Source organism: Crocosphaera chwakensis CCY0110 (genome assembly GCF_000169335.1).
Taxonomy (GTDB): Bacteria; Cyanobacteriota; Cyanobacteriia; order Cyanobacteriales; family Microcystaceae; genus Crocosphaera; species Crocosphaera chwakensis.
The window spans coordinates 40342-61107 of sequence record NZ_AAXW01000012.1 but is presented as its reverse complement, the minus strand read 5'-3'; the positions used below and the strand labels follow the sequence as shown (position 1 = coordinate 61107).

21 protein-coding genes and 1 pseudogene are annotated in these 20766 nt (G+C 37.3%); 7 read left to right on the top strand and 15 right to left on the bottom strand.

Translation table 11 applies throughout. The annotated features are described in order from the left end of the window. Nucleotides 1–49: 49 nt before the first annotated feature. The gene (locus CY0110_RS09650) at nt 50–1033 is read right to left on the bottom strand and encodes an alpha-ketoacid dehydrogenase subunit beta (protein WP_008275223.1); all 984 of its coding nucleotides are present in this window, start codon (nt 1031–1033) and stop codon (nt 50–52) included. A gap of 486 nt (nt 1034–1519) precedes the next feature. Here CY0110_RS09650 and CY0110_RS09645 point away from each other — a divergent pair, with 486 nt between their 5' ends. Together CY0110_RS09645 and CY0110_RS09640 are read left to right on the top strand one after the other, a co-directional pair. Beyond that, the gene (locus CY0110_RS09645; RefSeq protein ID WP_008275222.1) at nt 1520–2350 is read left to right on the top strand and encodes a DUF2382 domain-containing protein; all 831 of its coding nucleotides are present in this window, start codon (nt 1520–1522) and stop codon (nt 2348–2350) included. 101 nt (nt 2351–2451) lie between these two features. Further along, complete coding sequence (locus CY0110_RS09640) at nt 2452–2874, top strand: DUF2382 domain-containing protein (protein ID WP_008275221.1); 423 nt, start codon at nt 2452–2454, stop codon at nt 2872–2874. Here the strand turns inward: CY0110_RS09640 and CY0110_RS09635 are convergent. Continuing rightward, a complete protein-coding gene (locus CY0110_RS09635) occupies nt 2852–4003 on the bottom strand; it encodes a glycosyltransferase family 4 protein (protein WP_008275220.1) in 1152 nt (383 codons plus the stop codon). The genes CY0110_RS09640 and CY0110_RS09635 overlap by 23 nt on opposite strands. Before the next feature lie 186 nt (nt 4004–4189). Here CY0110_RS09635 and CY0110_RS09630 point away from each other — a divergent pair. Beyond that, nucleotides 4190–4426: pseudogene (locus tag CY0110_RS09630) on the top strand (IS701 family transposase); the annotation flags it as partial. Between the two features lie 107 nt (nt 4427–4533). Here the strand turns inward: CY0110_RS09630 and CY0110_RS09625 are convergent. The 10 genes from CY0110_RS09625 to CY0110_RS09580 form a co-directional block, all read right to left on the bottom strand. Beyond that, nucleotides 4534–5706, bottom strand: coding sequence for a DUF1822 family protein (locus CY0110_RS09625; protein ID WP_035799020.1), 1173 nt, complete (start codon nt 5704–5706; stop codon nt 4534–4536). A 5-nt stretch (nt 5707–5711) separates the two neighbouring features. Beyond that, complete coding sequence (locus CY0110_RS09620) at nt 5712–6905, bottom strand: sigma-70 family RNA polymerase sigma factor (RefSeq protein WP_008275217.1); 1194 nt, start codon at nt 6903–6905, stop codon at nt 5712–5714. A gap of 71 nt (nt 6906–6976) precedes the next feature. Then, nucleotides 6977–9451, bottom strand: coding sequence for a caspase family protein (locus tag CY0110_RS09615; RefSeq protein WP_008275216.1), 2475 nt, complete (start codon nt 9449–9451; stop codon nt 6977–6979). A gap of 274 nt (nt 9452–9725) precedes the next feature. Beyond that, a complete protein-coding gene (locus CY0110_RS09610; protein WP_008275215.1) occupies nt 9726–10832 on the bottom strand; it encodes a hypothetical protein in 1107 nt (368 codons plus the stop codon). Nucleotides 10833–10853: 21 nt separating this feature from the next. Further along, nucleotides 10854–11291 (bottom strand): hypothetical protein, encoded by a 438-nt coding sequence (locus CY0110_RS09605; protein ID WP_008275214.1) that lies wholly within the window; start codon nt 11289–11291, stop codon nt 10854–10856. Between the two features lie 143 nt (nt 11292–11434). After that, entirely contained in the window at nt 11435–11806 is a 372-nt protein-coding gene (locus CY0110_RS09600; protein ID WP_008275213.1) for a hypothetical protein, read from the bottom strand. A 19-nt stretch (nt 11807–11825) separates the two neighbouring features. Beyond that, on the bottom strand, nt 11826–12149 hold the full coding sequence (locus tag CY0110_RS09595; RefSeq protein ID WP_008275212.1) for a hypothetical protein: 324 nt from the start codon (nt 12147–12149) through the stop codon (nt 11826–11828). A 168-nt stretch (nt 12150–12317) separates the two neighbouring features. Next, the gene (locus CY0110_RS09590) at nt 12318–12611 is read right to left on the bottom strand and encodes a hypothetical protein (RefSeq protein ID WP_008275211.1); all 294 of its coding nucleotides are present in this window, start codon (nt 12609–12611) and stop codon (nt 12318–12320) included. Between the two features lie 86 nt (nt 12612–12697). Next, nucleotides 12698–12991, bottom strand: a complete 294-nt coding sequence (locus tag CY0110_RS09585) for a hypothetical protein (RefSeq protein WP_008275210.1) — start codon at nt 12989–12991, stop codon at nt 12698–12700. Nucleotides 12992–13077: 86 nt separating this feature from the next. Further along, entirely contained in the window at nt 13078–13371 is a 294-nt protein-coding gene (locus CY0110_RS09580; RefSeq protein WP_008275209.1) for a hypothetical protein, read from the bottom strand. Between the two features lie 515 nt (nt 13372–13886). Between CY0110_RS09580 and CY0110_RS09575 the strand changes: the two genes are divergently transcribed. From CY0110_RS09575 to CY0110_RS09570, 3 genes are all read left to right on the top strand, one after another. Beyond that, nucleotides 13887–14795, top strand: coding sequence for a c-type heme family protein (locus CY0110_RS09575; protein WP_008275208.1), 909 nt, complete (start codon nt 13887–13889; stop codon nt 14793–14795). A gap of 85 nt (nt 14796–14880) precedes the next feature. Further along, nucleotides 14881–15042, top strand: coding sequence for a hypothetical protein (locus CY0110_RS30370; RefSeq protein WP_008275207.1), 162 nt, complete (start codon nt 14881–14883; stop codon nt 15040–15042). A gap of 523 nt (nt 15043–15565) precedes the next feature. Beyond that, nucleotides 15566–16336, top strand: coding sequence for a phosphate/phosphite/phosphonate ABC transporter substrate-binding protein (locus CY0110_RS09570; protein ID WP_008275206.1), 771 nt, complete (start codon nt 15566–15568; stop codon nt 16334–16336). A gap of 27 nt (nt 16337–16363) precedes the next feature. On the opposite strand, the gene CY0110_RS09565 is transcribed toward CY0110_RS09570, so the two are convergent. After that, nucleotides 16364–17821, bottom strand: coding sequence for a RecQ family ATP-dependent DNA helicase (locus CY0110_RS09565; RefSeq protein WP_008275205.1), 1458 nt, complete (start codon nt 17819–17821; stop codon nt 16364–16366). A 120-nt stretch (nt 17822–17941) separates the two neighbouring features. On the opposite strand from CY0110_RS09565, the gene CY0110_RS09560 reads away from it, so the two are divergent. After that, nucleotides 17942–18127, top strand: coding sequence for a PCP reductase family protein (locus tag CY0110_RS09560; RefSeq protein ID WP_008275204.1), 186 nt, complete (start codon nt 17942–17944; stop codon nt 18125–18127). A gap of 101 nt (nt 18128–18228) precedes the next feature. Here the strand turns inward: CY0110_RS09560 and CY0110_RS09555 are convergent, their stop codons facing one another. After that, nucleotides 18229–19899, bottom strand: coding sequence for an alpha-glucosidase (locus tag CY0110_RS09555; protein ID WP_008275203.1), 1671 nt, complete (start codon nt 19897–19899; stop codon nt 18229–18231). 75 nt (nt 19900–19974) lie between these two features. Next, nucleotides 19975–20736: a DUF6816 family protein gene (locus tag CY0110_RS09550; protein WP_008275202.1), complete on the bottom strand. Its 762-nt coding sequence runs from the start codon at nt 20734–20736 to the stop codon at nt 19975–19977. Nucleotides 20737–20766: the final 30 nt, after the last annotated feature.

Genomic DNA, 20766 nt, shown 5'->3' with positions numbered 1-20766 from the left:
CTGGAGTCTTCTGTAAGGGTTTGGGACTGAGAGACAGTATAACTGCTAACTAGATATGCAGAGTCATTAACTTATCCACTGCTTCAGAAATTTGGGGGGGTTGTACAATGGTCAATCTTTCTAACATTCCATTGTAAGGGGTAGGAATATCTTGAGAGGATAAACGAACCACCGGCGCATCTAATTCATCGAAAAAGTTATCATTAATTAAAGCAATTAATTCGGCTGCGATCCCACCAGTTTTCATACATTCTTCAACAATGATGACTCGGTGAGTTTTGCGTATTGAATCGCCAATGGTTTGTAAGTCGAAGGGTTTCAGGGAAATTAAATCAATAATTTCGGGATCATAACCTTGTTCTTCAATTTGTTTGAGGGCCTGTAAACAATGATGACGCATTCTCGAATAGGTAAGAATAGTGACATCTTTCCCTTTTCTGACAATTTCAGCCTTGTCTAGGGGGACAATATATTCATTATCGGGTAGGCTTTCTTTGAGGTTGTAGAGTAAAACGTGTTCAAAGAAGAGGACGGGGTTTTCATCCCGAATGGCTGCCTTGAGGAGTCCTTTGGCATTATAAGGGGTTGAACAAGCCACAATTTTTAAGCCAGGAACTGCATGAAAATAAGCTTCTAACCGTTGGGAATGTTCGGCTCCTAACTGTCTTCCTACTCCTCCTGGCCCACGAATAACCATAGGAATTTTGAAGTTTCCCCCAGATGTATAACGTAACATTCCGGCGTTGTTGGCAATTTGGTTAAAGGCTAATAATAAGAAGCCCATATTCATCCCTTCAATAATCGGCCGTAACCCACTCATGGCAGCCCCCACGGCCATTCCTGTAAAGCTGTTTTCTGCGATCGGTGTATCGAGAACTCGTAGGTCTCCGTATTTTTTGTAAAGATCCTTGGTTACTTTGTAGGAACCGCCATAGTGACCAACATCTTCCCCTAAGACAAATACTGTGTCGTCTCGTCCCATTTCTTCATCAATGGCTTGACGCAGGGCATTAAATAATAAAGTTTCTGCCATATATTTATACTAATTCCTTGCCTTTGTTATCCTATCATTACAGCCCTACATTTTATCGTTTTCTCAAACCTAGGAAGGTTCGTCTGTATTAAATATTTATAACTGACCTCTTTTAGTCAGACAAGAAAACTTAGTAATTGAAACCTAGAGAGTGAATTTTAAAACAATTGGACTCAAAATAAAATTCTATTGCTTAGAGGTAGAATACTTATCTTTACTAGCTAACTTCACCAAAAGTAAAAAATATGAGCATAATACAGAATCAACAGCTTAACTTATTCTCTCTAAAAAGCTTATTCTATTTATAATGAATCTAAAGTTGCATAGTGATTTTAGCTCAACTACTACTAATGGAATAAACCAATAAACTATCAGGTTGATAATTAGTGAAACTTATTTGATAACTGGGTCATAAGATAGAGGTGAGAAAATATTTTCATGTATAAGATGATAAGTAGATGAATATTAATTGAAAGGAAACTATATATGGCTCTCATAAAAATAAAAGACTACAATCCTAACTATGAGGATAGTATTTTAGACGGAAACCCGTTGCACAGTTATGACTTATACACTAATTCTGACGGAAATAGAGTGGGTTCAGTGCAAGATATTTTAGTAGATGAATCAGGTCGCTTGCGTTATTTCGTTATCGATACAGGATTTTGGATTTTTGGCAAAAAAGTCTTATTACCTATTGGTTTGTGTCGAATTGATTACACGAAAGGCCGTGTTTATGCTTCAAACTTAACTGAAGAACGGGTTAAAGAATTACCGAGATATGATGAAAATACCACGGTAGATTATGATTATGAAGAGAGAGTAAGAAATATTTATCGTGTTCCTGAAAGACCTTATACACCCAGTGGACATAATGAATATAGTTATGACCACGATCATGATCTATTTGGTCTTCGAGAAGAAGATCACGGAATTATCAAGCTTTATGAAGAACGATTAATTGCTGACAAAAATCGTCAAAAAGTCGGGGAAGTGGCTGTCGGAAAAACCATTGAAACACAAAGAGCCGAGGCTTCTGTACCAGTAGAAAATGAACGGGTAGTGGTTGAGCGTCGTACTCCAGCCCACCCAGAAAAACCTGTTTCTCCTCACGAAACTGACTTTAACCGAGAAGAAGTAGCTCGTTTAGAAATCCACGAAGAAACCGCTCATATTGAGAAAGAAGCTTTTGTCAGTGAAGAAGTTTCTGTCAGAAAAGAAGTTGATCGAGATGTGGTTACGGCTGAAGAAAAATTACGTCGAGAAAAACTTGATCTTGACGTGGAAGGAAGACCTACCGTTGAGCATAAGCGATAAAATTAAATTCCGTTAGCAGAGAAAGCATTTGATCTATTCTTGATTATCAAGGGAGATAATGCTTTCTCCTTATTTTTTAGGTTCTATCTTAGGAAAAAATCATGGAATCTCCATTGTCTAATCATAATTCTGATAATAACGAAGAACAGATTAAATTATTACAAGAACGTTTAAAAGTAGAACGAGAACAAGAGAAAGTTGGAGAGGTCGTTGTTCGCAAAGAAACTGAAACAAAAGTTGCTTTTGTCCCTCTACAACAAGAAAAATTAATTGTTGAACAAGTTAATGCTGACAATTCTCAAGTCGAAAAAATAGCAGAAGTTGATCTTAAAAAAAGCAACGTTAAAAAGCCAACGGTTAACTCAAAAAGTTCATCAACCATTCAAGCTAGATTTGATTGTCTTCAAGAAGCTAAAGATTATCTCCGAGACATTGCTCCAGAATTATCAGAACAAATTACTGAAGTAGAAATTAAACTAACCATTAATGATAATAAAAATTTTAAGACAAGTGACTCATCATAGAAATATTGGGTCTTCCTAAAATTTCTTCGTAAACTTTTTCTACTTGAGAAATATTATTAGTCAAAGAATATTTATCTAAAACTCTTTGTCTGGCTTTTTGTCCTAACAAAAGGGTAATTTCGCTATGATCTCGAAATAAAGGTAACAGAGTTTTTAACTGTGTGGTGACACCCTGAGTATTTAACACCACGCCAGCCCCATCTTCTAAGACTTCGCCATCGGCCCCAGCATCCGTGGCCATGCAAGCTACACCACAGGCCATGGCTTCTAATAAAGATAAAGATAACCCTTCAACTAACGAAGGCAAAATAAATACATCAGCAGCCCGTAAAATATCAATACGTTTTTGTTCATCGGCCACAAACCCTAACCAATAGATCCCATGTTCTCTACCATAAAAGGGTTCTAAGGAAGGTTTAAGGGGTCCATCACCGACAATTAACAATTTACTCTCATTTCCCATCCCTACTTGTTTCCAAGCCTTTAATAAGGCTTCTACATTCTTTTCTGTGGCAATACGCCCCACATAAACAAATAACCGTTTCGCTTTGATTTGGGATTTGATAGATGATTGTCCAGGAGAATATTTAATGGGGTCAACGCCGTTGGGAATAATAGCTAGTTTATCTTCATGAACTCCCAATTTCATCAATAATTCTTGTTGCAGTCGGGAGAAAATAATCACTTTATCGTAATGGGCTAAAAACGGCGCATATAGCTGATAGGTTAAAAATTGAGTGCTTGACTTCAAATTGCGTAATTTACTGTCAAACGGGGGATGAAACGTAGCTATGAGGGGCAAATTTAACGCCTGACAAATTTCTGGCAGTCGAAAGTCAAGGGGGGATAGAGTTAAGGACGCATGAACAAGATCCGGTTTAAGTTTAGCCAAAGCATCCATTAAAATCTTACTGGATTTCGGGGTTGGGATAGTATAAATTTGCGATTTATACAGAAAAGGTAAGGCAACTTCCCGACAGTCTCGCCAATGGGTCGAGTTTGTCTCTTCTTGCGAAAAATGAAGAAAACTAACTTGATAACCTCGGTCTAGAAGGGCGTTTGTAATTTCCCGACCATAGGTTACATTTCCACAGAAAGGGGATTTTTTCCCAAGCCAAGCGATGTGCATTCAAATATAAAAACAGATAGTTATCACGAACTGATAAAAGATAATTCGTTGTAATTGTATGGATTATAAGCATAAGCTACCCATAACTACAAGGGGAAAGTTTAGGTAGCTTGTCTAGTCTGGGACGATAATTATCAGTTCACAAGGTTTTTTATCCTAATGTTGGTCAGAATACCCCATCCTTGTCCAGGAATTGTTATTATTGATTCAGGATATGGTAATAATACGTCGTTTTTAAAGGAATTGGAAAGCCAAAAATTGAAGTATTTAGGAGGAATAGCCAGAAATAGAAAAGTGACTCTAGAAAAAGAAGAAATAACTACTCCTATCTGTATAGACGAACTAGCTAAAAGCTTACCCTATGAAGCTTTTACACAAATTAATTTAGTTTTAAATAAGCCAAAGAAAGTCTGGGTAACAACATTAGGGGAATAAACCTTTGAACACTTTTTAAAACAAGTCTTTTGACAAACTTGTTCCCCCGTAAGCCGTCTGTTTTTGCAACACTACCCATCATTGAAATGAGCTATCTAAAATCGCAGAATTTCTCGCTCATAGTTGTCGGGGAAGGGTTCAATTTCCCAGATCAACCCTTCCCCAGAACCTAAAGAAACTTCGACAAACAATAAATCAACATTATTAAGAGCAATATCCTCATTATTGTCAAAAGACTGTAAATCTTCTGTCAGAAGTCTCAATTTCATCCCCCTAGGAATATAATGACTCGGACACGAACTCCACAACTCAAAACGCCAAATTCTTTGTTCTGGGAGTCCTTTTGGTACAATCCGTAACTCATAGGGTTGTTCTTTAATAACTAACTGACGAGACAAAACAATTGAAGATCCTAAACTTTCACCTCTAGCAGCCACTAAACTAGGTTGCCATTGGGTTCTATTCCATCCTAACCCTTGGGCTACCTGTGATATCTCTGTTTCAAGCCATTGTACGACGGACCATTGTTCTGTTAGGCCGATCCGTTTTTCATACAGTTGCCGTCGCCAACCATCGTGTTCGAGCAGTGACCCCCATAATACAAAGGGAATTTCTAAGCGAGGGACGGGAACTGATGATTGCCCTAGACGAATTAAAAGGTTTTCTGCGTGGACTAAAGGTAACGGGGGTAAGGAAACAATAGGTTCTTGTAGGATTTCGTTGGGACACAATTGACGGGTGATCCAGAGGAGATCAAGGTCGGCAATTAGATCGTTCTCCGACAGATAATAAACGCGATCGCTTCCATCATAGGTTCCCTTCGTTTTCAACTGCTGATGAGTTGTATACCCGAAAACCCTAAGATAACCGTCATCGGGATTAATTTGGACAGCAAGATAATAATCCGCAACCCAACTAGGAATATCGACCCACTCTTGGGGAACCCTCATTTCATCCACATCTAAGCTATCTGTAACCAGCAATAACAGCCGTACGCCATCAAACTCGATAGCTGTTCCGTCCACCACTTCCAAAAAACTGGGCAACGCTGAACGGTTGGGCCAGACCTTAGCTTTGATAGATTGTTCTTCTTGTAGCCAATTGAGAAAGCTAGTGAGGGCAACTTGGTGGAGGTAAGCTTGCCAGCGACGACTCAGGGAGGAATATCTGTCAATCTGCTGCCAACTGCCTTCTAGGGTGTCTTCAGATAGTTCTAGATAGAATTGGTTAGGGTCAAAATCAGGGAAAACAATTAAATTAGCAGTCATTTGGCTCACTCTACTTCTCTTGCGTTAAGGTCGGGGTGACGGTAATGAACTTTTAACCACTCCTCCAAAATTATGTTTATTTTATTTAATACGTCTGCATCGAGAGAATAATGCAGGGTGTTCTGAGTCCATTTTGCTAGGGTGACGATTAAGGTTTTTCTGTGACTGGCGAGACGACGAGAAACAGTGTACTGTTTGATCTCTAACTGTTGAGCAATCTCTTGTTGTGTGAGTCCTTGTCCGTAATACATTTGTAATAATCTTTGAGATTGAACATCAAATTTAATTAAGGCTCTCAATAAAACGGCGTTAATTTTTTTTCTCTCTTGTTGTCTACTTTCTTCTTCTTCTTGGGCAATGATTTCGCTTTCGACTGAATATTGAACGTCGGCCGATAGGCTATCGAGTAAAGTTTTTTCTTCTTGTCCTGGCTTTGGGGCATCAACGGAGACAAATTTGGGGTATAAATAAGCCCGCGCTGCTTTTGCACAAGTTTCTAGTCTTTTTTTGAGGATATCGGGTTCTAATGATTTTTTTAAGCTCTGTTTGTTATAAAATTGACAAATTTCTGACCACATAGTCCCGTCAGGTTCAGTCATCTTGCGGGTGGTTTGGCCTTCGCTGGGGGCATAAAGGGTTTTAAAACATTTCCAAGCTAAGACATAGTCTGCGATCGCTTCTGGTTTAAGTCCTTGAAAATCAAGGGATTCAACGAGTTTGGTTTGGCTTAGCTTATGCAATAAAGCCCAATTAGTACAGAGATCAACTTCACGTCGTCGACGTAATTCGTCCTTAATGATACTCCTAAAAACCAGACTGGCATATTGTTCAAGGTTTGTTCCCTGTTGGGGATTGAATTTGTCAAAAATTTTCTCAATTTTGAGCAAAGCAATTTGAAACAAGTCCATTACAGACAGGTTACTTGAAAAGTTCATAGCCATTTTTTTTGCTGTCCAGTAACTTGCTTCCTGAAGATAGGCGCAAAGATGAGCGGACGCTAGGGGGCTTTTTTGAGTTTTCCAAACTTTATGCCAGTAAAATGCCCAAAAATGGTTAGAATATTCAGACTGTAAGGATTGGGACAAAGATTGCTGCATACTCCGTTGCAGTTTGGCATCGACTATCCAATGACTGATCCAGTCACTCTCAAACTGTAAAAAAGTGGAAAAAATCTCCAGAATAGTCGCACGTTTTTGCATAGCTCATCTGTTTGACTTTTTTATTCTAAATTTACTATATCTCACTCCTAGTTTAAACTTTAATCTGCTAATCAAGTGATCCACTGTTGACGAAATTTAACGGATTTTTGGGGATCGGAAATATTGGCAGCGATCACCTCAATAAATTCAGTTCGAGACATCTCTGGACAATCTTCTAGGGTCGTTTGAATAATAAAGTGAGCAACTGGGCCAATTATTTCGGTTAAAGCTTTTTCACAGTCGGAAATCAAGGTTTCATCTAAATTTTGATAGGTTGGTTTTAGTAATGGTAGCTCCTCTGAAATAACGGGTGTTTTTAGGGGTTCCATTTTGCCAAACACTAAGACTAGCTGTTGTTCAAACTCAGTCTGTTCAATGGGGTTTAAGTAATCTTTGAGACTGGCAATTAATTCATCAAACTGTTGAACTTGTGGGGCTGTTTGAGCTAACAAGGTAGGGGCGATAGGTCCAATGATGGCTTTAAGAATCGATTCTAGTTGACTGTATTGTTCGGGTGAGATCAAGGGGGTGATTGCCTCTTTGGTCTGGGGTGATGGTTCTTTCGGTTGCTCAACTGAAACTGAGAGCGGGGGAGAGTCGATTTTGTTGTTATCTTGAAACATAGCGATCGCCCATTGGTCAAATTGGATTTTTTGAGCAGAAGAGAGGTATTGTGCTAGGGTTTCTAGTAGCTCTTTTCTATTGTTGGTTTCTTCTAAAGCTGACTGTAACAAAGGCAAAGCGATCGGTCCTACCAATTCGGTTAAAAATGCTGATACTGTGGCGTATTCTTCTGAAGAGATGGGGTCAGGGTCAGACTTGATGAGGGGCTTTTCTGTTGGCTTAACAATATGGTCAATAGGGACGGTAGGGGTGATAGCGACTTCTTCTTGGGCAACCTCTGAAACTGGATTAGACGGTGGGTAAGGAGAAAAGGTAACAGTATTTTGTTCAATTTTGGGCTTTGAAGCTAAATCTTCGTGATTTTTCCCAGGCAAAATATCAATGACTCCTTGTATTCCCGAAAGCCAAGCTGAAAACGGTAGATAGAGTTGATCGCAGTTTTGCTGCAATAAACTTAGCCATTGAGCGCCTGATAATCCTGTTTGGGGATTAGCGACTACCAGGGAATCGAGGAGGAGTTCAGCAAATAAATTGGGTTCTTCGTTAGGGTTGAGGGCCCCTAATAAACATTGTCCGTGATCTAAGCCTAATTGTAGTTCTTCGATCCATTCTTCAAGCAAGCCGGTTCCCTGACCATCTAAAATAATAATCTGTTGGGCTACATGGGAACGACGTAATTCCTGTCTTAACCAAGAACGACTTAGTTTAGTGCCATTTTCTAAGACCCAATAGGAGTCTCCTGTTGCTTCAACTTGAGGCCGTCCTCGCAGATAAATCAATAAAGTATCTGAAGAGGAAAGGGTTGTTCTATCCGCTTCTGACAAAAAGCTAAGTTGCAAGAAAGATTGAATCTCTTCTCGTACTTCTAACTCTTGCTTTCCCACTGAAGAAAGGAATGTCGTCGAAAACTGCCCTTCTTTGGCTAACACTTCCTCTAAAGCTTGAATCGTCTTATTTTCGTTTAAGCCTCCTATTATTAACCCATAACGCTGATAATTGGGAGATGCACTAGGAGATTTCACCCCTAAAATCAGTTCTCCAACTCCCTCCACAATGCGTTTGGGTGTTTGTAGGGAATATTCAGAATAAATTTGAGCGTCTCCTCGATACCGTCTTTGTTGGTTAATTAACCGTAATTGTTGATTAATCTTATCAATATAGTTGAGGGTTTGATTATAAACGTATTGATAAAGTTGATCCGCTTTAATCACCCCTGTAATATCAGCCGCTTCACCCCGTAAACCCCGCATCAGAAAGTAACTAAAGACTCCGTGTCCTAAGTCGGGAAACTCCCAAGATTTCTGTCCTTGGTCACAGGAAAGTAAGGCATAAAAGCCTTTACTTTTGGCAGCCCTTTGGCGTAGAGTGTCCAATAATTGAGTTGTGGGGTCATCCCAGAGGGGTTGTTGAGTTGCTCCTTTAGCACCCCTTAAAGTCATATTTCCGCAGTGGCAAGCATCTAGCCAAATCACTTGACAATGAGCCAAACATCGACTCAACATTGTGAGTAATGTTTGTAGAACTAGACCTGTCTTCAGAAGGTTTTCGGTTTGTGTATCGGCTAAACAGAGAACAGTTTGTTGACTTGGGGTGTCTAATAACCCATGACCCGAAAAATAGAAAAGAATGGTATCTTGGGTTTGGGCTGAGGTAACAATATTTTCTAAACTGCTTTTAACATTGGCAAGAATGGGCTTTTGTTCAGAAAAATCGTGATAAATTGTAATATTTTTTTGTGGAAAAGCTTGGGTAGCTTCAATTAAAGACTCACTTAACCCTTGACAATCAACTGCTGGATAACTCAGTTTCGGTAGATTCAAGTCCTGATATTCGTTAACACCAATTAAGAAAATCCATAACTTAGCTTGACCTGTTTCTAAGGCCAATTTCGAGTGACTGGTTCCAAGACTAATGGGAGGCATGGCTTAATTATGGGACTTATGTTTTCATGATCGTTTTGTTTAGAGTACCCACTGACAATCAGATAAAGTGAAGATTAGATTTGAGGTTAAGGGTTAAGTAAAATAAATTGGAGGCTGGGGTTTGATGAAGGAAAATTTTTGAGGCTGAATGATCACTAAATTAGCTTTTTTGTCTTTCAATTAGACTAATCACTGACTTTTCTACCATACTATGAAGGGTAAATGTCAGTTTTCAACTTATCTAGGGATTATCATTGATCATTACAACCTATGTTTAATTCTTCTCATAAAACCATTCTATTCCAATCATAATACCTAATACTACCATCATGCTGACAATGCTGGGTTCAGGGACGCTAACGGCTGAAACTTGTTCATTTTCTTGTGTGCTTGTATTTTGATCTCCTGAGATTGTAATGCTTTGCTGATTCTTTTGAGTAACTTCGATATTGGTGTTCTTTAAAATTCCATCAATAAAATCATTGATATCAAAATTTACTGAGCTATTTGCTCCTGCTAATAAGTTATTATTTGGATCAACAAAACCCTGATTTTGGGATAACGTAGTGGGATTAATAAAAGAGATTCCACTAATAACTTGGTTGAGGGTTTGAGAAATTAGATTATTTTGGCTGACAGGAGTTAATGAATCTTCAATAATTGAGGTATTTTGAACAGTGAATTGAACGGGATCTAATCCTATGTCTTGATTGGTGAGATTATTATTAAACCAAGAATCAAAATCATAGGGTGTAAAAATAAAACTTTCAAAAGTTTGATCAATTAGTTGAGAAACCTGATTATCGTTGCCAAAAACAAAGGTATCTTGTAAGCCAAATTGCAAGGAATCTAATGCTTGACTAGCTAACAGTTTATCTAAAAATTGAAGTAAATTGTCGTCTTCGGTTATGCCACTTGATTCGTCCAACCAGAAAAAATCCGTTAATGTTTGGCTACTTTTTTGGGTAATTATATTACTATTTCCTTCGACAAAGACTTCTTGAGTAATAAATTGTTTACCAGTTAAAGTATTATCATTGTTCAAAAAATCATTGAGATCGAAACTAACTAAACTGGTTTCTCTTAAAGGAAATTCTAAAAAATTTTGATTTTTTTCTTGAATAAATTGATTATTAGGATTATCTAAAAAAGTTTGTTGAATATTAAGATTAGGAATGGAAATTACTGATTGTTGCACCTGAGGAAAATAAACAAAGTTTAGGTTCAGATACTGATTGATTTGTTGAGAAATTTCGTTAAATTCTCCTCCAAGGACAACTGACTGAATTTCTGTTTGAGGAATCTGTGCGTTGACTGGAAAATGGGTAAAACCTAACAATCCAACGGATGCTAATCCTAAGAAATTAATTGTATTTTTCATGAGTCAATCTCCCCAAATTGATTATTGAATGTTAAAAATTAACTGTTGCTTAATTTGTCCACTTCCTCCTGTTTCTTGACTAATATGAGTGCTGTTTCCTGTTAGTTCAATTTTGACTGAAGAATGACTAGGAGTATAGTGACCTGAAATGGAAATTATTTGCTGACCTGACATTAAATAAGGAGATAGATTAATCTCATTATTATGACCTGTAAAACTTTTTATCAGTTGACCATTAAGAGATATTTCACCTGTTAATTGAGTTTCAGATGGTGAAGAACTAATACTGAGAATACAAGGACTATCTAAATCAGATAAGCTAAGATTAACCGATGTTTGCTGTTCTTGATAAGATTGAGCAAAAGAATTATTATTGCTAATTTTGTGATTTCCTATACTAATCATAGTTGTTCCCAAAAGAACTAAACAAGAAAAAAAAATAAAGTTTCTATGTTTCATGACCATCTTCTCCGTAAGAATTTATCTAATAAGTTTAAATATAAGCAAGAAATTGCAGATTAAAACCAGACAAGTTTCTTCTATTTCAAAACATGACTCAATTTCAAATCTACAATCCCTTTTCTCATGTTTTTGAGTGCAGATTAATAGGGAAAATTTTCAGGAGTCTGAACATTAACTGGAGTCACCACATCAACACTTACTGTCGGTCCATTGACTCCAGAAGGATTACCACGACCCCCACGAGTTTCCTGACGAACTTCTTGATGTTGACGTGGGTTGTTACCACCTAAGTTAACCTGAGTCGCTGTACTCGAATTCACATTACCTGTACAACTTCCTTGATTATCAAATTGAGTATTATGGGTTTGTTCTGCTGGTGATTTTCCCATATTTAACTGAACCCCTGTATGAGATTGTACGCATTGTGCAAAAGCAGATTGAGGAACTAAAAATGGAATGGTTATCAAACTAGCAATTGACAATAAACCGACGCTTAAATGAGGGACTTTCATAGTTAATCTCCTAAGTGAATTACTGACAGATATTGTTTGAAATATTCGTTTGTGTTACTGTTCGTCTAGACCCATTAATATTAGTCTGGTGACTTGATTGAACACTTCTTGTACCACAATGAGAATTTTGAAGGGTTTGTTGTGAATTTGATGGGATAAAGTAATCATCTTCTATTCGGGGTTCTCTTGGTTGTGAAGGAACACTCATACGAATATTTCCTGTATCGACTTGAATTTGTCTATCTTCTCCTCTAATAATTCTGACATTTCCTGCTTGCACTTTAATTGGTTTAGTTTGAGCAATAGTCGGAAAACAAAAGATAAGAAGAGTGATTATAAACATTAGGTTTTTGCATTTCATTTCTCTGACACCACATAGTAAAAATTGGTTAGGAATTAGAGTTGCAGAAATTGGTTTAAGCAGAAGTCTCTTTAGGAAGAAATAGAACAGTCAACAGAGAGTTTTTTTCCTATAAAACTTATTGACTGTTCCTTTTATTAAAGAGAATAATTAACGACGACCGTTACGAACAACATTACGTTGATTAGTTACTTGAGAACTATTATTACCATTACCTTCCTGTAGGGAATCTTGATAACTATCTTGAGCATTGCCTGTATTTTCACCCCGTCCTCGACGACTATCAAGGTTGGATTGAGTAGTGCGTTGAGAAGAGGTATTATTATCACCAACTTGGGTACTAACTTGTCCTGAGGTTTGGACATTGGCTTGGTCAGCGAAAGCAGGAACAGCGATTAAACTAAGGGTGGATACAGCTAATAAACTAAGAACAGAAAGTTTCATGAGATTGACTCCAAAATAAGCTAAGAAAAGTTGATTAAAGAAACAAAAACAAGTGAAAGAATTAAACTAACTTGTCAGAACAAGAATTAACGACGACCATTACGAACAACATTACGTTGATTAGTTACTTGAGAACTATTATTACCATTACCTTCCTGTAGGGAATCTTGATAACTATCTTGAGCATTGCCTGTATTTTCACCCCGTCCTCGACGACTATCAAGGTTGGATTGAGTGGTGCGTTGAGAAGAGGTATTATTATCACCAACTTGGGTACTAATTTGTCCTGAGGTTTGGACATTGGCTTGGTCAGCGAAAGCAGGAACAGCGATTAAACTAAGGGTGGATACAGCTAATAAACTAAGAACAGAAAGTTTCATGAGATTGACTCCAAAATAAGCTAAGAAAAGTTGATTAAAGAAACAAAAACAAGTGAAAGAATTAAACTAACTTGTCAGAACAAGAATTAACGACGACCGTTACGAACAACATTACGTTGATTGCTTACTTGAGAACTATTATTACCATTACCTTCCTGTAGGGAATCTTGATAACTATCTTGAGCATTGCCTGTATTTTCACCCCGTCCTCGACGACTATCAAGGTTGGATTGAGTAGTGCGTTGAGAAGAGGTATTATTATCACCAACTTGGGTACTAACTTGTCCTGAGGTTTGGACATTGGCTTGGTCAGCGAAAGCAGGAATAGCGATTAAACTAAGGGTGGATACAGCTAATAAACTAAGAACAGAAAGTTTCATGAGATTGACTCCAAAATAGGGTGGAAAAACGAAAGTAAATGTTGATAAGTGAAGATAAGACACAGAGAAAATTAAGATATTTCTAACAAGGGATTCAGAAAATTTCTATTATTAGGTTTTTCTTGTTGTCTTGTAATAAGTTATAGGTTCGGGTTGAAATATTTATGCAGTTTAGGGAATGATAGAATTTAGGTTCATGGTTGAGTTCTCCTTGTTGTGTTGTAATGAGTTATAGGTTCGGGTTGAAATATTTATGCAGGTCAGGGAATGATAAAATTTAGGTTCATGGGTTAAGTTCTCCTTGTTGTGTTGTAATAAGTTATAGGTTCGGGTTGAAATATTTATGCAGGTCAGGGAATCTAGCCTTTCTCGCAACGAGTGAGGTACACTGATGGCGATGTGGCAGCACTCGCTCCGCGAGGCCGCGCTGATGAGAGTGAGACATCACCACTTATTAGAAATAAAAAACAAAAATAGTTAGAACCGAATTTTATCTTTACTTTTTGGTAAATGTAATGTTACTTAATAATCTAAAACTCGGAACCAAATTTAATATACTCCTGATAAGCATCTTTCTCAGTGGTATTCTGATAAGTGGATTAACATTATCCTGGATACTCCAACAAAGGGCCCAAGCGGAAGTAACGTCTAAAGCCTTACTTTTGCTACAAACGATGAATGCAGTACGAGACTATACTTCTAATAATATTCAACCGCTCCTAGCTCCTCAATTAGAAATGGATTCTTTGTTTATCTCCGAAACGGTTCCAGCTTATTCAGCAACCGAAGTTTTTCAAAAATTACGCAAAGCTCCTGAGTATAAAAGTTTTTTCTATAAAGAAGCTACCCTTAATCCGACCAATTTAAGGGATAAAGCCGATAATTTTGAAAGTGAACTCATTGAAACATTCCGAGAAGACTCGAATATTCAAGAAATTTCTGGTTTTCGTACCCTTCCCGGTGGAAGATCCTTTTATATTGCTCGTCCCTTAGCGATTAAAAACGAGAGTTGCTTGCGTTGTCACGGAGATCCTAATGATGCTCCTAAAAGCCAATTAACGACTTATGGCACTGAAAATGGATATGGTTGGAATCTCAATGAAATCGTAGCGGTTCAGATCCTCTCTGTGCCTGCAGAGGAAGTCTTAAATCAAGCTAATCAGTCTCTTTCGTTGGTTTTATTGACTTTGTTAGTCGTTTTTAGCGTTATCGTCATCGGAATTAATTTTTTACTCAAGCGAACCGTTATTCGTCCCCTGCAAAAAATGGCTAAAATCGCTGAATCTGTCAGTATGGGGGATATGGATAGTGAATTTGAACAGAAAACTCAGGATGAAATTGGTGCGTTAGCTAAAGCATTTAATCGGATGAAATCAAGTTTAGCTATTTCGATGGATCTTTTGAACAAGCATCGCAAAGGATGAAGTTGTTTTTTGCATAAATACTAGGTTTTTACCCTATTTATTTAGTATCCCACATGATACTAATTTTCACTTTGAGGGTAAAGCAATGCAAGTTAAATGGAAAAAATTACTTTTAAGTTTATTAATCACCCTAGCTTGTGAAATTTTACTAAATTTTTTAGGATTGGATGATTTAGCGGACTATGGCGAGTTTGTCTTTGAAAAACCCTATCCCGTTTTACTAAGTTTAAAATACAGTTTCAATTAAGTTATTAGTAGAAAGAAATAAAGTTTGTTAGGATTAAATTAATTAATATTTGCTTATTATCTTAAAAAGAACTGTCTAACGCTTTATAGTCCTATATTATACATATTTTTTACTAAATAACATTGATAGCGCAGGATTTCATGCTGTTCTGCTGTTAAGCCTCTAATTTGTATCGATTAAGTGACCAGCATCAGAAAGATTTATCCTAAATTTTACTCAAATTGTAACATTTCAGTAAGATATTTGACTTGTTATTCTTAGTGGACGCTAGACTTCGTCCCTCTTCGAGTCCGCGGTTTATATTTTTGTCGCTAGAATAGCCTAATCTTCTAAAAGTTAGGGTATTCTAGCGACATCAGGATAAATCTAGGATTGGCATTCCCCACCCTACAGATTTTGTTTGTTTAATGATGCTGATCTGCTTACTACAGAATGAATAACAGTGAAATTATCAAGACGCTTATTCCTAATTATACTTTTCGTTCAGTCCTGCCGAAGTAATTCCCTGCAAGGCGAACCTCTGGTGATTGGAACCCTTAGCTATGGTCAAGGAAACGAGATTATCAATCAATACCAAACCTTTACGAGTTATTTAGAGAAACAAACACGCTCGTTAGTCGAATTAGAACCCGCTTTTAATGAAAAAAAAGCCTTAGAGAGAATCCGCTCTCAAGCTTGGTCATTGGTTTTTGCGCCTCCTGGTCTAGCAACCATTGCCATGACCGAACACGGGTATATTCCCCTTTTACCCTTAGAAGGTATTGGGAATTTACGCTCTGTGATTGTTGTGCGACAAGACAGTCCTTTTCAAACTTTAAAAGCTTTAGCTGATCAGACCATCGCCCTGGGCCAAATTGGTTCAGCGACGGGCTATTATTTTCCTATTTTTAACCTTTATGGATTGACTATAGATAAAATTTTCTTTTTATCAACTCCTAAAGCAATCTTAGAAAGTGTGGCTCAGGGTAAAGCCGTCGCAGGGTCTTTATCCCTAGAAGAATTTAAGACCTACCAGAGTCAGTTCCCATTTGGGACATTTCGTCTCCTTTTCACCGATACCCATAACGTTCCTCCCGGTGTTGTCCTCATTGCGCCGTCTATTTCAGCACATCGCACAGAAGAAATTTTGCAGATTTTAAATGACACACCCTCAGCGATCGCTAATGAAGCTGGATTTGTACCTCACTCTCCTGTACCCGATTATACTTACATGATCTCCGTTGTAGAACGAGTTAGAAATATTTTTCCGGAAACAACTCAATTTTCTACTGAGAATGTTCGTCTATACAAGTGAATGCCACTAAGTTATCCGAGGATTCAACTATTTTCTTAGACAATTATCACAATGTCCACATTGAAAGTTTTTGGCTTCTTTTGAAAAACCGAAAGCGTTTAATATATATTGCCAACGACAAGAACGAGTCATTAAATATTGTTTCATTTGTTGTGATTCTTGTTGAGATTTTTTAGTTATTTGACTTATATTTAAGTCTGATAAATTAGAAGCTAACTCATAATTAAATGGATCTGTCCATCTTGATTTTTTCCATCGATGTAATAAGGATAAAATTATTTCAATTTTAGGTATTTCTTCTTTAAGAGTCATAATATTACCTTGTTTTGGTATCTGTTTCAAATACTGTTTTGCTTGTTGGTAGTTTTTCTGTAATTGTTGCAGAAAATATTGGTTTCTTTGTTGATCGCTAGAATCAAGCCATCCTGTGGGTTCGCTGATTAATGTGAGGGTTTTGGCTAACTTTCCATCTCTTCCTCCTCGTCCAATTTCTTGTAAATATTCTGATAATAAAAATGGTACTTGATAATGTACAATCCAACGAACATCTGGTTTATTAATTCCTAAACCAAACGCAGAAGTACAAACAACAAATTGTAATTTATCTTCTAACCATTTATCTTCAATTTCCCGTCTTTGTATAGGACTTAGACCGGCATGATAAGCAGCTACTTTATAATTTAATTCTTGTAACCATTGACTTAACTTTTCACTATCTTTACGAGAGCGAATATAAACTAAACCACTTTGTTTTTGTTGCTGTTTAATAAAGTTTAAAAGTTGATGGCGACGACAGCGAGGAGTCCAAGCAATTTTGATAGCTAAATTGAGATTTTTTCGATAGGGACTAATAGAAAAGATTTGTGGATTTTTTAATTGTAAGCTTCTTTTGATAATCTCTTGTGATTTAGGGTCTGCTGTGGCTGTAAAGGCTGCGATCGCTATTTTTTGAGCTGGTTTATGCTTTAATAATTCTTCTCTAACTGCGGATAAACGGCTATAACTAGGACGAAAGGTTTCCCCCCATTGAACTAAACAATGTGCTTCATCTAAAATTAATCCATTAATCTCAATATGGGGTTTAATTAATAATTGCCACACAGGAAGACTTAATAAAGTTTCAGGGGAAAGATACAATAATCTAATTTGTTGTTTATTAATCTTATCTAAGGTCTTTTTTCGCTGCTGTCTCGGTATTTCATTATGTAATAACTCTACGGGTAATTGTTTACTTTTTAATTCATTAACTTGATTCTCCATTAAAGCAACTAAAGGAGAAATAACAATCGTCAGACCTTTTTTGAGTAAAGCAGGCAGTTGAAAACAGATGGATTTGCCCCCACCTGTTGGCATAATAATTAAAGCATCTTGTCCGTTTAATAAACAATTAATGACTTCTTTTTGTGGTGGTCTAAATTCTTGATAACCCCATACTTTTTCAAAAGTCTGATAAATATTAATCCAATCTTGATTGTCACAATCCATAATTCTTTTATTAAATAATTAATGGTTGTTAGCTTTGATAAAAACCCATCTAGCCTTTGACACTTTAATGATGATATAATAGAAATTGAGAGAAAATCTGCCCTAAAATTGACAGAAATTATGAGCGAATTGAAATTTGAAGATAGTCCCCGTTGGACGCAAGAAGCACAAAGAAAACTGAAAAATATTCCCTTTTTTGTCAGAACTCAAGCCCGTCAAAGAATTGAAGAATTAGCTAGAGCAGCAGACTCAGATGAGGTTACCGTAGAAATGGTAGAACAAGCGCGCTTAGAATTTGGGCAATAGATGAGTTCTCAGTGAGCAGTTACCAGTGACCAAGTATAAAAAACTGATAACTGCTTCTTTGAACATTTCGTTACTCCATTAATTTATTTCATCATTAACTGTTAAGATTCCCGTTCAAAAAAGGCAAAGGCAAACGGCCCCATTTCAATCATTCTTTGACCATTGCCTAAATTTGTGGTAGGAAAGTCGTGACTTTCGGAACTAATAATCGGTTTACCGTAACGAAAAGAAACAAAATAAGAACGATTGTGTTCACTAAGGTTAAAAACACAGAGTAATTCTTGGAGAGGAGTGCGACGTAGAAATGCTAATATGTCGTCACTTGCTTCGACTAATTCGATCGCTCCATATTTTAATGCCGGTTGTCGGTTACGCCATTTGACAAACCAACGGAAGAAATTCAGCAAAGAGTCGGGATCATGTTCTTGTTTTGCAACAGATAATAATTCAAAACTGTCGTCAATTCCTAACCAAGTTTCATCACTCTCACTAAAACCAAAATTCTTTTTATCCGGTTCCCAAGGGATGGGGGTACGACAGCCATCTCGTCCCGAAAAGTAGGGATAGAAATAAATCCCGTAAGGATCTTTCATTTTCTCTAAGGAAATAGAACTTTCAGTTAACCCTAATTCTTCTCCTTGATAAAAACAAACTAATCCTCGTAAACTGGGTAACAAAGCGATCAGTAATCTTTCGAGATAGGGGGTTAAAGAAGGATCATCTGGAGCCCAGCGTGACTTAGCGCGAGGAAAATCATGATTACTGGTAGTTAGACAGATCATTTCCCTCTCATCAGCTTCAAGATGCAAAGATAAATCTTCGATCAAATCAGCCACTAATCTCGGTGTTAGCTTTTTATTGACTAATAAAGAACAATTATATGCAGTATGTAATCGGCGATCGCCTCTAATATATTCTACCGTTTGGCGCATGGGATCGCTGGTGACTACAATTTCCCCCATAGACATGGTACCAGGATATTTTTCCAGGGTTTTGCGAATCCGTCGCAGAGAACGAATATTCTCCACTTGGTCCATATTATGGAGGTGAATATACTGTGCATAGGGATTCATGGGAGATACCCCCTCAAGTTCTGGCATTCCTTCGGTACGTCGGGGATTATCCACTAAATTCTGGTCGTGCATATAATAATTACAGGCATCTAAGCGGAAACCATCGACCCCTTTTTCTAGCCAAAATTCACCTACTTTCATGATTTCTCGTACCACATCGGGGTTATGCCAATTGAGATCCGGTTGAGTTTCGAGAAAATTATGAAAATAGAATTGTTTGCGATCGGGATGCCATTTCCAGGCAGTTCCGCCGAAGATAGACAGCCAGTCGTTGGGTTTTCTGCCGTTTTTGCCGTCTGACCACACGAACCAATCAGCTTTGGGATTATCTCGGCTCGAAGAACTTTCGATAAACCAAGGATGAATACTAGCGGTATGACTCCACACCTGATCAATAATAACTTTTAAGTTACGGGCGTGGGCTTCTTCGATCAATGCTTCAAAATCGTCTATGTTTCCAAAACGGGGATCAACTGCATAAAAATCAGAGACATCATACCCAAAATCTTCCATAGGAGATTGGAAAAAAGGGGTGATCCAGATAGCATCAATGGGCAAGGAGGCTAAGTAATCTAACTTTTCAATAATACCCCTTAAATCGCCGATTCCGTCTTCATTACTGTCGTAAAAACTACGAATATAAATTTCGTAAATGACGCATCCATACCACCAAGGATATTCTGGTTGTACACTTACCATATAATAGAGTAACTCCTAGAACCTAATATAATAATTTTACCAGGATGGGGAGTTCCTTCTGTTGATTTATCTGAATTACTTTTCTAAAATCAATTGGTATTCGTATAGTGCAACGGGACGATTCATAGCTTTAAAATAGGCAGGATCTTCAGGGGATAAATAAATGGCGGTCACTTGTTTTGCAGTTACTTTATTGGGATTAATTAATTGATAATCTGTGGTGGTTTCTACTTCATTGAGATAAATACTAGAAGGTCTTTGAAAGAGTTGTTGTGTGATTTCTGTGGTTAAAAATTCCTGAGGATTTGGAGTTTCTTGACTTCGACCTGTTACGGTAGAAATAAGTTCATTATTGTCAGCTAAAAAGGTAATTTGACGATTGGGATTATCAGGAGGAACTTTAACTGAAAGCACTTGATTATCCCCTAGATAGGCTTTAGCAATATTTTCTCCGTTGAAGGTGCGATCAGCTACAATTAGATTTTTTTGAGGGGATAAGGAAGAAAGAGAAAGGATACTCGGACGTGATAGGTTTTGTGGTTTAAACCGAACTTGAAAGGTAAACGATTGATTTAAGTATTTTTTATTGTTTTCAAAGCCTGGGGTCAAAATTTCAGGGGCTAAGGGGGCTTTTTGTTTTCTTAGAATACTGGTAACTGACCAAGTTCCTGCCATCCATTCAGGATAGATTAAATCCGTCTCTGCTTGACTAATATTCGGTTTACTATTCCAGTTAGGATAAGCGGTTAATCTATTAGCTATGTCTCCAGCTTGACTATTTTGAGTAAAGGCAAGAATCAAGAATAAATTGAGGAGTAAAATTACAAAAAATTTCATTTTCTTCAGTGACCAGTTATCAGTGATCAG